Source organism: Streptomyces chattanoogensis (assembly GCF_001294335.1).
In the GTDB taxonomy this organism is placed as follows: Bacteria; Actinomycetota; Actinomycetes; order Streptomycetales; family Streptomycetaceae; genus Streptomyces; species Streptomyces chattanoogensis.
On sequence record NZ_LGKG01000171.1, the window covers coordinates 1 to 15,545 of the forward strand.

Below are 15,545 nucleotides of genomic sequence, written 5' to 3' on the forward strand. Positions count from 1 at the left end.
CACCGGTGGGACCGGTGGCCTGGGCCGTACGGTCGCCCGGCACCTGGTGACCGAGCACGGGGTGCGCAATCTGTTGCTGGTCAGCCGCCGGGGTCCCGCCGCCGAGGGTGCGCAGGAGCTGGTGGCCGAACTCAGCGGCAGCGGTGCCGAAGCGGTCATCGAGGCGTGCGACGTGACCGACGGGGCGGCTGTGGCCGACCTGATCGCTCGGCATGCGCCCACAGCCGTGGTGCATACGGCCGGTGTCCTGGACGACGGTGTGGTGGAGTCGCTGACGCCGGAACGTCTGTCGGCGGTGCTGCGTCCGAAGGTGGATGCGGCCTGGAACCTGCACGAGGCGACCAGGGATCTGGACCTGCACGCGTTCGTGGTGTTCTCGTCCGTGGCCGGCACGATCGGCAGCCCCGGTCAGGCCAACTACGCGGCGGGCAATGCCTTCCTGGACGCGCTGGCGCATCACCGCAGGGCGGCGGGTCTTCCGGCGGTGTCGTTGGCGTGGGGCCCCTGGTCCCAGGACGGCGGCATGACCCGGACCCTCGGTTTCGACTCCCTCACCGCGGTCGAACTCCGCAACCGCCTGAGCGCCCTCACCGGAATCCGCCTGCCGGCGACCCTGCTCTTCGACTACCCGACGCCGGCAGAACTCGTCGACCACCTCCATGCCCGGATCGCACCCGAGCCGAGCTTCGGCCCGGAGGCACTCCTGGGGGAACTCGAAAAGATGGAAAAGGCCTTCGGCGGACTCGATATCACGGAGGAGATCCACGAGCAGATAGCCGGCCGTCTGGAAGTCCTCCGGGCCAAGTGGAACGCCCTGCGGGACACGGCCGTGGCAGCCGGACACGACGGCTCCCCGTCCGACGAGGACTTCGACTTCGAGTCGGCCTCCGACGAAGACGTCTTCGACCTCCTCGACAACGAACTCGGCCTCTCCTGACCTGCGCGGCAGAAACTCAGCGCCCCCCTCCCGGCTGCGTGCCGGGAGGGGGGCGCTGAGTTTCTGCCGCGCAGGTCAGGGCCTTTCTGCCAGGGTCTTTTCGGCGGCCGACGGGAAGGCCGGTCAGCCGGTGAGCAGCGCCGCGCGCAGCCGCTGCAGGTCCTGCTCGCTCAGGCTCAGGCCGTCCCGCAGACAGGAGTCGAAGGCATCGGCGACGACATAGCGCGCGCCCGCGGGTACGCGGCCCGGGGCCTTGGTGCGCGCGCTCGGCATGCGCAGGTCGAAGTCCGTACGGATGCCGAGGCGCTGGAGCTTGGCCAGGTCGGCGTCGGTGAGCGCGTGCAGGTCGTTGGCGCGGTACAGGACGCCCATCCTCACCCACCGGCCGTCGGCGGTGCGATAGCCGCCCACATCGCGGAGGTCGGCGGCGCCCTCCAGGCGCAGCGAGCGGTCGGCGAGGGTGAGTGGGGCGCCCTGGTCCGGGATGAGGCGGAACCACTGGCGGTCGACGGCGGGCAGTCCGCGTACGGTGATGGTGGCCTCGGACCCGTCGTGTGCCACGGCTCGGCCGCTGGCGCAGACGGTCACCGAACCGACGCCGGGCGCCTTCCAGGACACGGTGAACGAGCCGTCCTTGTGCTGGGTCACCGTGGCGTCGGTGAACGGAATCCTGCGCACGGCAGGTGGTGCGGCCGAGGCGAGGGGCACGGTGGCCCCCACTGCCGATACGGCGGCCACGAACGATTCGGCGATGTGGCGAGCGGTCAGCACCGCCGCCGTGGAATGGCAGTTCATATCGGGACCGTACGGCCCGAAATGGTGTGGAATTACCTAGAGTTGGTGAAGAGGGGTGCGCCGGACCGGGAAGCCGGCCGCACCCGTCACCTGTCCGCGTCCATCAGACGGAACAGTTCCTCGTCACTGGCCGACACCAGGTCCAGAGCCCCACCGGAGCCGACGCCCGTACCGCTGCCCGACCCCGTCGGCACTGCCGTCACCGCTTTCAACCGCGCCACCGTCTCCTCCGAAACCTCCGCACCGGCCGTAAGCAGCGACTCCAACTCGGCCACGACGGCGGCCACGTCGCGCGCGGGGGAGGCCGGCCGCGCGAGTCGTTCGCGGACGAGTCGGACGACGGCCTTCGGTGTGGGGTAGTCGTACACGAGTGTGGCGGGAAGCCGGATGTCCGTGGCCGCGATGAGGCGGTTGCGCAGTTCGACGGCGTTCAACGAGTTGATGCCGATCTCCTTGAACGTGCGGTTGCCGTCTTCGCCGTGCGGCCCCTCGCCCTGCGTCTCCTGGCCGCCGAGCACGGCCGAGGTCTCGGCGAGCACCAGGGCCAGTACGAGCGCGTCCTGTTCGGCCTCGTCGAGACCGGACAGCCGAGCCTCCAGCCCCAGCGGCTCTTCACCGGCCGCCGTCCCGTCCGCGGTATCCGCGGTGCCCGCGAAGCCCCCGTCGGCAGTCGGGCTCACAGGAGCCGACGCCAGCCAGAACCGCCGCCGCTGGAACGCGTACGTCGGCAGGGCGACGGACCGGGCACCGGGCAGCACCGCGTCCCAGTCGACGGGAACGCCATGGGTGTGCACCCGGGCGACCGCGGTGAGCAGGGCATCCCGCTCCGCCACTCCGGCGCGCAGACTCGGCACCACAACGGTCCCGGGCTGCGGGTCGGCGGACTCCAGGCACTCGTCGATCATCGGCGTGAGGGCCGGTTCGGCACCCAGCTCCAGGAATCCGGTGACGCGCTCGTCCCGGAGCCGGCCGATCGCGTCCTTGAAGCGCACGGACTGCCGCACATGCCGCACCCAGTGCTCCGGGTCGCGCGCCTCCTCGCCGGTCAGCGGGCGGCCGGTGACGGTGGAGATGAGGGGAACGGCGGGCGCGGCGTAGGACAGCGTACGGACGACCGCGCGGAACTCCTCCAGCATGGGGTCCATCAGCGGCGAGTGGGGCGCGGTGCTCACCATGAGGCGTCGAATTTTGTGGCCGGCGGCGGCAAGCTGGTCCGTGAGGGCGACGAGCGGGGCCTCGGCACCCGAGAGGACGAGGGAGTGCGGACCGTTGACGGCCGCGATCGACACCTCCTCCGCCAACTCCGCCAGCCATGGGGTCACTTCGGCTTGCGTGATGCGTACCGCCACCATCGCGCCACCGGGCGGCAGCGCGCCCATCAGCCTGCTGCGGGCCGCCACCAGGGTGCACGCGTCCTGGAGGCCGAGCACGCCCGTCACATGAGCGGCGGAGATCTCGCCGACCGAATGCCCCACCAGGTGGTCCGGGACCACGCCCCAGGACTCGAACAGCCGGTACAGGGCGACCTGGACGGCGAACAGGGCGGGCTGCGTGTAGGTGGTGTCGTCGAGGCGGGCCGCCTCGTCGGAGTCGGGAGCCGCCCACATCACCGAGGTCAGCGGCCGCGCCAGCAGCGGATCCAGCGCGGCGCACACCTCGCCCAGCGCCTGTCCGAAGACGGGGAACGCCTCGGCCGCCTCGCGCCCCATGCCGCTGCGCTGGCTGCCCTGCCCGGAGAAGACGAAGGCCAGCCCGCCCGGCGCGGAATCGTCAAGGGTGACGCCCGCGGTCCGCTCCCCGCGCCCGAACCGCTGTGCCGCGGAGAGCAGCTGTGCCCGGTCGGAGCCGGTGACGACGGCCCGGTGCCGGTGCAGGGTACGGGAGGTGGCCAGGGCATGGGCGACATCCTGGGCCGGTAGGCCGGGATCGGCGGCCACCTGCTCGGCCAGGCGGCGTGCCTGCGCGCGCAGCGCCGCCCGGCTCCGGGCGGACAGCACCCAGGGTGCGGCCTCAGCCGGAACCGTGTCACCGGACGGCTCCGTCCCTTCCGCCTCCTCTCGCGGCGCCTCCTCCAGGATCACGTGTGCGTTGGTGCCGGTGAGCCCGAACGAGGACACCCCCGCCCGGCGCGTGCGTCCGCTCTCCCGTGGCCAGGGCCGGGCCTCGGTCAGCAGCCGGACCGCACCGGCGGACCAGTCCACCGCGGCCGAGGGAGCGTCCACGTGCAGCGTCCGCGGCAGGACGCCGTGGCGCAGCGCGAGCACCGTCTTGATGACCCCGACGACCCCGGCGGCGGCCTGTGTGTGCCCGATGTTCGACTTCACCGACCCCAGCCACAACGGCTGTTCCTCAGGCCGCCGTTGGCCGTACGTGGCCAGCAGGGCCTGAGCCTCGATGGGGTCGCCGAGCGGGGTGCCGGTGCCGTGGCCCTCCACGGCGTCCACGTCCTGCGGCGTCAGCCCGGCGTCGGTGAGGGCCTGGCGGATGACGCGCTGCTGTGCGGGCCCGCTCGGCGCGGTGAGCCCGTTGGACGCGCCGTCCTGATTCACGGCGGAGCCCCGTACGAGCGCCAGGACGCGGTGTCCGTTGCGCCGGGCGTCGCTCAGGCGCTCCAGCAGCAGCAACCCCGCGCCCTCCGACCACGCGGAGCCGTTGGCGGCGTCCGCGTAGGCCATGGAGCGGGAGTCGGGGGACAGCGCGCGCAGCCGGGAGAAGTGGGCGAAGGGCGCCGGGGTCGCCATGACGGTGACGCCGCCGGCCAGCGCCAGGTCGGTCTCGCCCGACCGCAGGGACCGGCAGGCCAGATGCAGGGCGACGAGGGAGGACGAGGAGGCGGTGTCGACCGTCAGCGCGGGGCCTTCGAGCCCGTAGGTGTAGGCGATGCGCCCCGAGATCGCGCTGCCGGCGGTCCCGGTGATGAGTATGCTCTCCCATGCGCTGGGCGCGGCGGACGCGTGGGATGCATAGCCGCGGTCCATCGCGCCCGTGAACACGCCCGTACGGGTTCCCTTCAGGGACTGCGGGTCGATGCCCGCCCGCTCGAAGGTCTCCCAGGACGCCTCCAGAAGCAGCCGCTGCTGCGGATCGGTCGCCGTCGCTTCCTGGTCCGACAGGCCGAAGAAGCCCGCGTCGAAGCCGCCCGCGTCGTGCAGGAAGCCGCCTTCGCGGGCGTACGAGGTACCCGGGCGGTCGGGATCCTCGTCGAAGAGCCGGTCCAGGTCCCAGCCGCGGTCCGTGGGGAAGGGCGACATCGCGTCGGTGCTGTCGGCGAGCAGTTCCCACAGGGCGTCGGGGGAGTCGGCTCCGCCCGGCAGCCGGCAGGCCATGGCGACGATCGCCACCGGGTCGGCACCGGCACCGCCCGCCGGGACCTCCCGCGGCTCCTCCTGGGACGGCTGCTCCTGCAACGGATCCTCCTGCTCGGCCAGTACGCGCGCGACGGCCCGCGGAGTGGGGGAGTCGAAGGCCAGGGTGGCCGGGAGCGGCAGTCCGGTCTCCTCGCGCAGCAGATTCCGCAGCCGCACCGCGTGGAGGGAGTCCAGGCCGAGCTGGCGGAAGTCCTTGTCCGGGGAGAAGAAGTCCTTGTCCGGGGAGAAGGGGACGGCCGCGCCGCTACGGAGCACCCGGCCGACGCAGTCGCGTACGAGTTCCAGCGCCTCCTCGGCCGTGCAGGGCGGGACCGCCCCGAGACGGGCCGGAACGGACACCGCCTCGAGGCCGGCGAGCAGCCGCCTGAGCGCCCCGCGGTCGAGCTTCCCGGCAGGGGAGAGGGGCAGCTCGCGCACGGTGACCAGTTCGAGGGGGATCTTGTGGTCGGCGAGCCCCACCCGGCGCAGGAACGCGGTGACTTCGCTCAGGCCGATCGTGCTGTCCGCGCGGTCGGTCACGACCAGGCACGGGTACTCCCCGAGCCGGTCGTCCGGTGCACCGGCCACGGCCAGCGGGCCCAGGCCCGCAAGTCCGGAGAGCAGCCCCTCGACCTCGGGGGCGCTGAACTTCCGGCCCCCCGAATTGATCAGGTCGGCCGCCCGGCCGTGCAGCACCACCACGCCGTCCGCGCCGATGGTCGCGAGATCGCCGGTCCGCAGCCAGCCGTCATCGGCGAGGGCCGAGCGCGTCAGCTCCGGCTCGCGGAAATAGCCCCGGAACAACCCTGGTCCCCGGTACTGGAGTTCACCCCTCCCGCCCGCCGCGCACACGTCGCCGTGCTCGTCGACGACCCGCACCTCCACCCCGCCGACCGGCACTCCCACACTGCCGTCGGGGTCGTGGGTGCGGGTGCGGGTGCCGGTGCCGATCTCGGACATCCCCCACGCCACGACCAGTTCGCAGCCGAGGACGGCGCGTACCTGTACGGCGAGCGCGGGCGCGACGGCGGCCCCCGCCGTACGCACCTGGGACGGGGTAAAGCCCGCCGGCTCGTCCGTCCTGGCCAGTCGTGCCGTGACGTCCCGCAGCTGGGCGGGCACGGCGAACACGACGCGGGGGGCGTGCTCCCGAGCCAGTTCCAGGAAGCGGTCCACGTCCCAGCCGGTGAGCAGGACCTGCGGGCAGGCGGCGAACAGCGCCGCGTGCAGGGACTGGAGGCCGAACAGATGGGTCATCGGGCAGGCCGTGAGGACCGGACCGTCGAAGGCGCCGGCGGCCTCGGCGGTGACGGCCGCGGTGTTCGACAGCAGACCGTCGTGGCTGTGCACACACAGCTGGGGCCGCGCCGAGACCGTCCCGGACGAGGGGACGAGAGCGAGCGGCATGTCGGGGGTGACGTCCACCGGCCGGGGGCCGCTGCCCGCCCAGGCCGCCAGCAGCCCGTCCAGCGACCCGACCTCCGGATCCTGGCCCCTCGCCTCCGGCGCCCCGGCCATCAGCACGCCGCGCAGCGATGGCACGCTCTCCAGCAGCGAACGGGCCGTCGCCTCGCTCTCGCTCCCGGAGGCCGACAGGACGAGCAGGACGGGTTCCGCCCGGGTCAGCAGCGCGTGGACCTCCGGGGACGGGGTGTCCTGGTGGATGGGCAGCAGTACCGCTCCGGCGGCCGCGACGGCCAGGTGCAGGGACACCAGCTCCCAGCAGTTCGGCAGCCGCACCGCCACCACATCGCCGGGTGCGATGCCCGACTCCTGCAGCCCGCGGGCCAGCGCGTCGACGTCCGCTCGCCACTGCGCCCAGGTCCAGGAGCGGTGCCCGTCGACGAGGGCCACCGCGTCGGGGACGGATTCCACGGCGGTCGCGAACACCTCGGGCAGGGTGAAGCCGCCCCGTACATGCGTGGTGTCGGCGGGCGGCCGGATCGCGTAGTCATCTGTGTGGACGGGCACCATCACTCCCGGATCTCAAGCACTCTCGTCAGTTGTGGGGACAGGCCGGGGTTCGGACACCAGCTCCTGCCCGGGGTGGGGCTCAGCCCTCGTGCACGGTGATCGCCCCGGACGGGCACAGGGCGCCGGCCAGCCGGGCCTTGTCGTGCTGGTCGGCGCCGGGTTCGGCGAGGAGGGTGACGAGTCCGTCGTCGTCCTGGTCGAAGAGCGCGGGCGCGTTGAGCGCGCACTGGCCCGCTCCCACGCAGCGGTCGGGGTCAACGGTGATACGCATGTCGAGGTGTCTCCTGCGGTGGATGGGGGCCGCCCGGCGGGGCCGGGCGCGGCTACCAGCGGACGGGCAGCTCGTTCAGGCCGTAGAGCACGCCGTCGTACTTGATGTCCAACCCGTCGGTGGGCACGGCGAGTTCGAGGTTCGGAATGCGCTCGAAGAGTTTTCGGTAGGCGACTTCCATCTCGATCCGCACCAGGTTCTGTCCCAGGCATTGGTGTACGCCGTAGCCGAAGGCCACATGGTGGCGGGCGGACCGGGAGGGGTCGAAGGCGTGGGGGCACTCGAAGGCGTTCTCGTCATGGTTGGCGGCGGCGACCAGCGGCACGATTCCCTCGCCCGCCTTGACGAGCTGCCCGGCGATTTCCACGTCCTGGACCGCGACGCGCAGGGATACCAGGTCGGCGACGGAGTGGAAGCGCAGTGTCTCCTCCACGGCCCGGTCGTCGCCGATCCATTGCGGGTTCGTCAGCAGGGTGACCACGCCGAGGGCGATGTTGTTGGCCGTGGTCTCGTGGCCGGCGATGAGCAGGAGCATCAGTACGCCGGACATTTCGTGGGGGGCGATGGCGCCGGTGGCCAGCAGCCGTGTGATGAGGTCGTCGCCGCCCCACTTCTGCTTGATCTCCACCAGTCGGTTGATGTACCGCAGGAGGTCCTTGGCGGCGGCCATGCGGTCGTCGTCGGTGGAGGAGCGGAGGGAGACCAGGACGCGGGTCCTGGACTCGAAGAACTCGCGGTCGGCGGGTGGCACGCCGAGCAGCGCGGAGATCACCAGGGAGGGGATGGGCAGGGCGAAGTCGGCGACGAGGTCGGCGGTGTTGCCCGCGGCCAGCATGGCGTCCAGTTGTGCGTCCACCGTGCGCTCGATCGCGGGCTTCATCGCGCGTACCCGCCGGACGGTGAACTCCGGGATGAGGGCCTTGCGGAACCGGTCGTGGTCGGGGGAGTCCATGCCCACGAACCAGCCGGGGATCTGGTCCTGCTTGGGCACGCCGAGGGTCGTCCCGACGTTGGGGAATCCCTTGTGCTGGGGGTTGGAGCTGATGCTCGGGTTGGTCAGTACGGCACGTACGTCCTCGTGCCGGGTGACCAGCCACACCCGTTTGCCGTCGGACAGGTGCGAGAGGACCAGCCCCTCCCGGTCGCGGTAGTCGGCGTAGTCGGGGGGCGGGAACGGCACGCCGGGCTGGCGCAGCGGAAAGTCGACGGTCGGCGGCAGGGCCGCTTCGGTGTGTGTCATGGCTGGGTATCCCTCTCTGGCAGGCCGTCAGCCGGCGCCGTAGAACGCGCGGACCCGGTCGATCACGAAGTCCTGGTCGGTGGCGGACAGTCCGGTGTGGGTGGGCAGATACAGCCCGTCCTCGGCGAACGTATGCGCCTTGAGCGAGGGCCAGTCGGGGTGGAGGTACATGGGCTGCCGGCTCATCGGCTTGAAGAACAGCCGGGTCTCGATCGACTCACCGGCCAGGAACTCCCGCAGCTCCTCGCGGCGTTCGGCCCGCAGGTCGTACATCCACAGCACGTCCCGTGGCGGCATCAGCGTGATACCGGGAACTCCGGCGAGCCCCTCGTCATAGCGCCGCTCGATCTCCCGCCGCGTTGCGAGAATGTCATCCAGCCGCTCGACCTGGGCGAGTGCGACGGCGGCCTGCATCGCCGTCATCCGGAAGTTGTAGGCGACCTTCTTGTGCAGGAAACTGTGGTCCTTGGTGAACGCCATGGCGCGCAGATGCGCCAGCTGCCCGGCCAGCTTGGGGTCGTCGGTGAGGCAGATACCGCCCTCGCCCGCCGTGATGATCTTGTTGGCGAACAGCGAATAGCACGCGATGTCCCCGACCGGGCGGACGCCGTGGGCCTCGGCACTGTCCTCCACGACCCGCAGGTTGTACTGGTACGCGATATCCATCACCGCGTCCATGTCGCACCGCCGGCCATAGATATGGACGGGCATCACGGCCTTCGTCCGCGCCGTGATCTTCTCCTCGATCCGCGTGACGTCGATATTGAGGTCGTCCCCGCAGTCCACGAACACGGGCGTTGCGCCGGTGTAGGTGACCGCCCACGCCGAGGCGACCATCGTGAACTCCGGAACGATCACCTCGTCCCCCGGGCCGATACCCAGCGCCCGCAGCGCCAGCGTGAGTGCCGCCGTCCCCGACGAACAGGACACGCCGTGCGCGACGCCGTTGTAGTCCGCGAAGGCACGCTCGAACCGCCCGACCATCGGGCCCTGGGACGATATCCAGCCGTCCTCGACGGCACCGGTCAGATACTCCAGCTCCCGGCCTTCCAGAGCGGGCCTGGACACGGGGTACTTGAACGACATCCGCTGCCTCTTCCTTGTCTTTCTCGTAATCGTGGTACGGACTCGTAGTCGTGGTACGGACTCGTAGTCCTCGTACGGCGTCCGGCGCTGCTAGGCGGCCTTGACGTCCTCCGCGATGATCCGCTCGACGTTCCGCTCGGCCAGCGCCGTGATGGTCACGAAGGGGTTGACCCCGATGGACCCCGGGATGAGCGCGCCGTCCGTGACGTAGAGGTTGCGGTAGCCCGCGACCCGGCCGTACCCGTCGGTGGCTTTTCCCAGGACGCAGCCGCCGAGCGGGTGGTAGCAGAAGTCGTCGGAGAAGTTCTTCAGCTGCGGCCCGAACAGGTCGTAGCGGTACATCGTGGTGTTGGCCTTGTTGATCCGGTCGAAGAGCGACTTCGCGGCGTCGACCGCGGGCGTGTTCTGGTCCCGCGTCCAGCGCAGCGCGGCCCGGTCGGTGGCCTTGTCGTAGACGAAGGTGCCGCGCTCGGGGTTCTTGGTGATCGCCAGATAGAGGCTGACCCAGGTCTCCAGACCGGCCGGCATCGGCGCGATCTCCGCGAAGACCGGGGCGGCGGGGTTGTCCCAGTCGTCGATGCCCAGAGCGGGGATCGAGGACTGGTGGGCCCCGGTGGTGTTCCAGACATGGTTGGCCCGGCCGGTCATGATGTTGCCGTTGGGGCCCCAGCCCGCGCCGACCTCGGCGTTGAGGTCGGGCAGCGCGCCGGTGTCCCGGGCGCGCACCAGCAGCTCGGTGGAGCCGAGGCTGCCGGCGCCGAGGAACAGGTGGCGGCAGGCGATCTCCTTGTGGGCGACGGTCTGGCCGGCGGCGTCGATCTGGTCCACGGACAGCACATAGCTGCCGTCCGGCTGCTGGTGGATCGCCTTGACCTGGTGCAGGGTCTCGATGGTGACCTTGCCGGTGCCGAGCGCGGCGGCCAGATAGGTCTTGTCCAGGCTCTGCTTGCCGTGGTTGTTGCCGTAGATGACCTCGGTCGCCAGCGCGGACTTGGGCGACTCACCGTTCGCCTCGCGCCGCATGTAGTCGAAGTCGTAGACGTTGGGGACGAACGTGGTGCCCAGGCCCGCCTTGCCCGCCTGTTCGCGCGAGACCCGCGCGAACTTGTACCACTCCGTCTCCTCGAACCATCCCTTGTCGATGTGGTTCACCTTGAGCATGGAGTTGGCGCGCGGGAAGTACCGGTCGTACATCTCGGCGGCGTCCACCCGCGGGAGGACCTCCTCGAAGTACGAGCGCTTCGGTACGACGGCCATACCGCCGTTGACCAGCGAGCCGCCGCCGACACCCCGCCCCACGTACACCGACATCTGGTCGAAGTGCACCTTGTCCAGCACTCCTGCGTACGGGTCGATGTCGCGGTTGATCACATCCAGCCAGAGGAACGAGCCGAGCGGGGCCTCGGTGCGGGACTTGAACCAGCTGGAGCGGCGGTCGGGCTTGAGCATTCCGCAGAAGACGTTTCCGTCGTCGGCGGGCTTGTTCCACAGCTGGCCCATTTCGAGCATGAGCGTGGGGATTCCGGCCTCGCCGAGCCGCAGCGCGGACACCGCGGCACCGTATCCCGTACCGATCACCACGGCCGGTACGAACGAGCCGCTGCCGGCCTTGGGGCTCCGCTTGTCGGCGGCCGCGGCACGCGGGGCGGCGGAGATCGTGGTCATTCCGGCGACGGCGGCGCCGCTGAGGGCGGCCAGTCCGAGCAGACGGCGCCGTGACAGATGCTGGTTCTGCTGGTTCTCGAACATGCTGGTGGTACCCGACCTTCGCCGACAGGATCCGTCCCCGCAGGGCTGTTCCGCAGGGCTGTTCCGCGGGGCCGTTCCGGTGGGGATCGCGGACCCTGTCCATCGGCCCGAGCCGCCGCGCGTCACCATCCTGGTCACGAAAGACTGGGGGAAATGCCAGAGATGCGGGGGACGTCGACCGGCTGCCCCGCGGTCGCATGCAGCCGGGCGTAGGCGCCCTCGGCGGCCAGGAGCTGGTCGTGGGTGCCGCGCTCGACGATGCGGCCGCCTTCCATGACGAGGATGAGGTCCGCATCGCGGATGGTGGAGAGCCGGTGGGCTATGACGAAGCTGGTGCGGCCCGCGCGCAGCGAGTGCATCGCGCGTTGGATGAGGACTTCCGTGCGGGTGTCGACGGAGCTGGTCGCCTCGTCCAGGAGCAGGATCGAGGGCCGGGCCAGGAAGGCCCGGGCAATGGTGATGAGCTGCTTCTCGCCCGCGCTGACGTTGGCCGACTCCTCGTCCAGGACGGTGTCGTAGCCGTCCGGCAGGGTGCGGATGAAGCGGTCGGCGCACGTGGCCCGGGCGGCGGCCACGATCTCCTCGCGCGTCGCGTCGGGGCGCCCGTAGGCGATGTTCTCGGCGATGGTGCCGGCGAAGAGCCAGGCGTCCTGGAGCACCAGGCCGATGTGGGAGCGCAGGTCCTCGCGGGTCAGGGTGGTGATATCGGTGCCGTCGAGGAGAATGCGCCCCGCGTCGGTTTCGTAGAACCGCATGAGGAGGTTGCCCAGGGTGGTCTTGCCCGCGCCGGTCGGACCGACGACCGCCACGGTCTGGCCGGGTTCTACGGTGAGGCAGAGGTCCTCGATGAGGGGGATGTCAGGGGAGTAGCGGAAACCGACCTTGTCGAACCGGACGTGTCCACGAACCTGTTGGAGGCGCGCGGGCCGCTCGGGGTCGGGGCCTTGTTCGTCGGCGTCCAGGAGCTCGTGGATCCGCTGCGCGGAGGCGAGGGCGGACTGGAGGCGGGCGGCGATGCCGGCGACCTCGACGATCGGCTGACTGAACTGCCGGGAGTAAAGGATGAACGCCTGGACGTCGCCGATGGACAGCGCCCCGGAGACCACGCGCAGCGCGCCGACCACCGCCACGACGACATAGCCCAGGTTCGAGACGAACATCATCGACGGCTCGATGGCGCCGGAGACGAACTGGGCCCGCGCGCCGGCGCGGTAGAGGGCTTCGTTGTGCTCGTCGAAGACCCGCTCGGCCTGCTCGCGCCGCCCGAAGCCCTTGACCAGCGCGTGCCCGGTGTAGACCTCCTCGACATGGGCGTTCAGCGCCCCGGTGGCGGACCACTGCTGGGTGAACCGCGGCTGTGCGTGCTTACTGATCCGGGCTGCGACCACGGCCGACACCGGTACGCAGGCCAGCATGATCAGTGCCAGCGGCGGCGAGATGACGAACATCAGTACCAGCATGGCCAGCACGGAGAACGCCGCCGTGATCAGCTGGCTGAGGGTCTGCTGGAGGGTCTGCTGGAGGTTGTCGACGTCATTGGTCACCCGGCTGAGCACCTCGCCCGCAGGGTGGCGGTCGAAGTACCGCAGCGGCAGGCGGGCGAGCTTGGCCTCCACGGACCGGCGCAGTGCGAAGACCACCCGCTGGACGACGGCCGTGACCAGCCGCCCCTGGAGGAGGGTGAGGAAGGAGGCGGCGGCGAAGAGCGCGAGCGCCGTCAGCAGCACACGGGCGATTCCGTCGAAGTCGACTCCCCTGGAACCATGGGTGTGCCGGATGCCGTCGAAGATGAGGTCCGTGGCCCTGCCGAGCAGCATCGGGCCCGACGCGTTGAGCGCGACGCCGCCGATGCCGAGGGCGACCGCCACAGCCACCGGGGCACGGTGCGGGCGCAGCAGTTCCAGCGTGCGGCGGGCGGGGCCGCGCCACTCGTGGCTAGAGCTGTCCGTCGAGACCATGGACAGCCTCCTGAAGGGTCGTGGCGGCCCCGGCGTCCGCGCCGGATCCGACGTGGTCACCGGTGAGCGCGGTGAGTTGGGACCGGGCGATTTCCCGGTACGTCGTACTGGTGCGCAGCAGCTCCTCGTGCGTTCCGGTGGCGGCCACCCGCCCCGCGTCCAGGACCAGGATGCGCCCCGCGCGGCGGACGGTGCTGACGCGCTGGGCGACGGTGACCACCGTCGCCCGGGAGATCTCCGGCTCCAGGGCGGCCCGCAGCGCGGCGTCCGTGGCGTGGTCCAGCGCGGAGAAGCAGTCGTCGAAGAGATAGATGTCCGGTCTGCGCAGCAGGGTGCGGGCGATCGCCAGGCGCTGCCGCTGCCCGCCGGACACATTGGTGCCGCCCTGGGTGATCGGTGCGTTCAGCCCCCCGGGCAGCAGCTGCACGAAATCGCGCGCCTGGGCGATCTCCAGCACGTGCCAGAGTTCGTCGTCGGTGGCCTCCGGGTCGCCGAAGCGCAGATTGCTCGCGACGGTGCCGGAGAAGAGGTACGGCCGCTGCGGTACGAAGCCGACGGTGCGGCGCAGCACCGCCGCGTCGAGTGCCCGGACATCGACGCCGCCCACGTGGACGGAGCCGTCGGTGGCGTCGAAGTGCCGCAGCACGAGGTTGAGCAGGGTGGTCTTGCCGCTGCCGGTGCTGCCGAGGATCGCCACCGTCTCGCCGGGCCCGACGCTCAGATCGATGCCGCGCAGTACCGGCTCCGCCGCTCCCGGATAGCGGAACCCGGCGCCATGCAAGGACAGTTGGCCGGCAGCGGGCACCGCGTGTACCGGCTCGCTCGGCGCCGCCACGCTCGGCTCGGCCACCAGCACCTCCTGGATACGCGCGGCCGAGACCCTCGCCCGCGGCATCGCCAGGCACACGAAGGTCACCATCACCACCGACATCAGGATCAGCGTCAGATAGCTCAGAAACGCACTGAGCGCGCCGAACCGTATCGCCCCGGCGTCGACTCGGCGGGCTCCGAACCACAGCACCGCCACCATGAAGACATTCAGGATCAGCAGCACGAGGGGGATGACGGTCGCCAGCAGTCGGCCGACGCGCAGCGAGATGTCGCGCAATTCGGAATTGGTGCGGCCAAATCTCGCGCCTTCATGCGCATCGCGCACAAAGGCCCGTACGACGCGGACTCCGGTAATGCGTTCGCGCAACAGCCCGTTGATACGGTCCAGGTTTTTCTGCATACGGGCGTAGAACGGATCGGTGCGGCCCAGAACGAGCCCGAAGGACGTTCCGACGGTCACCGTCAGTGTCACCAGGAGCAGGGCGAACCCCATGTCCTGCCGGAGCGCGAGCGCGATGCTGCCCAGGCACATCAGGGGTGCCGATACGGCGACGCCGAATACGGGCAGCGCCAGCATCTGTACTTGCTGTACGTCGTTGACGGTCCGCGTCATCAGCGACGGGGTGCCGAACCGCCCGATCTCGCGGGCCGAGAAGTCCAGCACCCGGCGGAAGACGGCCGAGCGCAGGTCGCGGCCCATCGCCATGGCCGTACGGGCTCCCAGCGCCACCGCACCCACGGACGCCGCGATCTGCACGAGCGCCACGGCCAGCATGGCCAAGCCGGTCCGGGTGATGTAGCCGCTGTCGGCCCTGACCACGCCGTTGTCGATGACCGCGGCACCCAGCGTCGGCAGGGCCAAAGTGGCCAGGATCTGCGCCAGTTGCAGAAGTCCCAGCAGGGCGACGGCGCGCCGGTGGGGCCGCAGATGGGTTCGCAGAAGGCTGAGCAGCACCGGGCGACGCTCCAGGAGACGGGAAGGCCCGGCCGGCGGTGGGGGGTGAGGCGCCGACCGGGCCTGGACGGGGCACACCCGGACAGTGCAGCGCACCGCACACCGGAAAATCCCTAGTGTCCCGGCGCAAGGGCGCTGCGGGGCCGCGCCGGATCCGGCTGCGCCCATGCCAACCGGCCGGAAACACCCGGTGGCGGGGACTCGGGAATTCCCTAGTGTGCCCGGAATTTCTTGACATCGCGACCGGCTGCTTGGAAGCGTGCAATTACCCAGCGTCCGGACCGCGGCGTTTTCGATGCCGGCCGATGCCATTCGACGCGCCGATGCCATTCGACGCCAAGAGACCACGTAGTCATGAGACCAAGCAGCCAAGAGGCCAAGCAGCAAACTCGGCTCTGCGTT

The 15,545-nt window shown here is 70.8% G+C and carries 9 protein-coding genes; 1 reads left to right on the top strand and 8 read right to left on the bottom strand.

The features are described from left to right. On the top strand, nucleotides 1-937 hold a 937-nt coding region (locus ADL29_RS32245), incomplete at its 5' end, for a type I polyketide synthase (protein ID WP_157878628.1). A gap of 123 nt (nucleotides 938-1,060) precedes the next feature. Here ADL29_RS32245 and ADL29_RS32250 read toward each other — a convergent pair. From ADL29_RS32250 to ADL29_RS32285, 8 genes are all read right to left on the bottom strand, one after another. Next, nucleotides 1,061-1,732: a tyrosine-protein phosphatase gene (locus tag ADL29_RS32250; protein WP_053927090.1), complete on the bottom strand. Its 672-nt coding sequence runs from the start codon at nucleotides 1,730-1,732 to the stop codon at nucleotides 1,061-1,063. An 86-nt stretch (nucleotides 1,733-1,818) separates the two neighbouring features. After that, complete coding sequence (locus tag ADL29_RS32255; RefSeq protein WP_053927091.1) at nucleotides 1,819-7,053, bottom strand: type I polyketide synthase; 5,235 nt, start codon at nucleotides 7,051-7,053, stop codon at nucleotides 1,819-1,821. Between the two features lie 79 nt (nucleotides 7,054-7,132). Then, nucleotides 7,133-7,324: a ferredoxin gene (locus tag ADL29_RS32260; protein ID WP_053927092.1), complete on the bottom strand. Its 192-nt coding sequence runs from the start codon at nucleotides 7,322-7,324 to the stop codon at nucleotides 7,133-7,135. 52 nt (nucleotides 7,325-7,376) lie between these two features. Next, nucleotides 7,377-8,564, bottom strand: coding sequence for a cytochrome P450 (locus ADL29_RS32265; protein ID WP_053927093.1), 1,188 nt, complete (start codon nucleotides 8,562-8,564; stop codon nucleotides 7,377-7,379). Between the two features lie 27 nt (nucleotides 8,565-8,591). Further along, a complete protein-coding gene (locus ADL29_RS32270; protein ID WP_053927094.1) occupies nucleotides 8,592-9,650 on the bottom strand; it encodes a DegT/DnrJ/EryC1/StrS family aminotransferase in 1,059 nt (352 codons plus the stop codon). A gap of 90 nt (nucleotides 9,651-9,740) precedes the next feature. Then, nucleotides 9,741-11,399: a GMC oxidoreductase gene (locus tag ADL29_RS32275; protein ID WP_053927095.1), complete on the bottom strand. Its 1,659-nt coding sequence runs from the start codon at nucleotides 11,397-11,399 to the stop codon at nucleotides 9,741-9,743. Between the two features lie 134 nt (nucleotides 11,400-11,533). Beyond that, nucleotides 11,534-13,357 (bottom strand): ABC transporter ATP-binding protein, encoded by a 1,824-nt coding sequence (locus ADL29_RS32280; protein ID WP_053927096.1) that lies wholly within the window; start codon nucleotides 13,355-13,357, stop codon nucleotides 11,534-11,536. After that, the gene (locus ADL29_RS32285) at nucleotides 13,335-15,143 is read right to left on the bottom strand and encodes an ABC transporter ATP-binding protein (protein ID WP_053927097.1); all 1,809 of its coding nucleotides are present in this window, start codon (nucleotides 15,141-15,143) and stop codon (nucleotides 13,335-13,337) included. Before ADL29_RS32285 ends, ADL29_RS32280 begins: the two co-directional genes overlap by 23 nt. Between the last annotated feature and the right edge of the window lie 402 nt (nucleotides 15,144-15,545).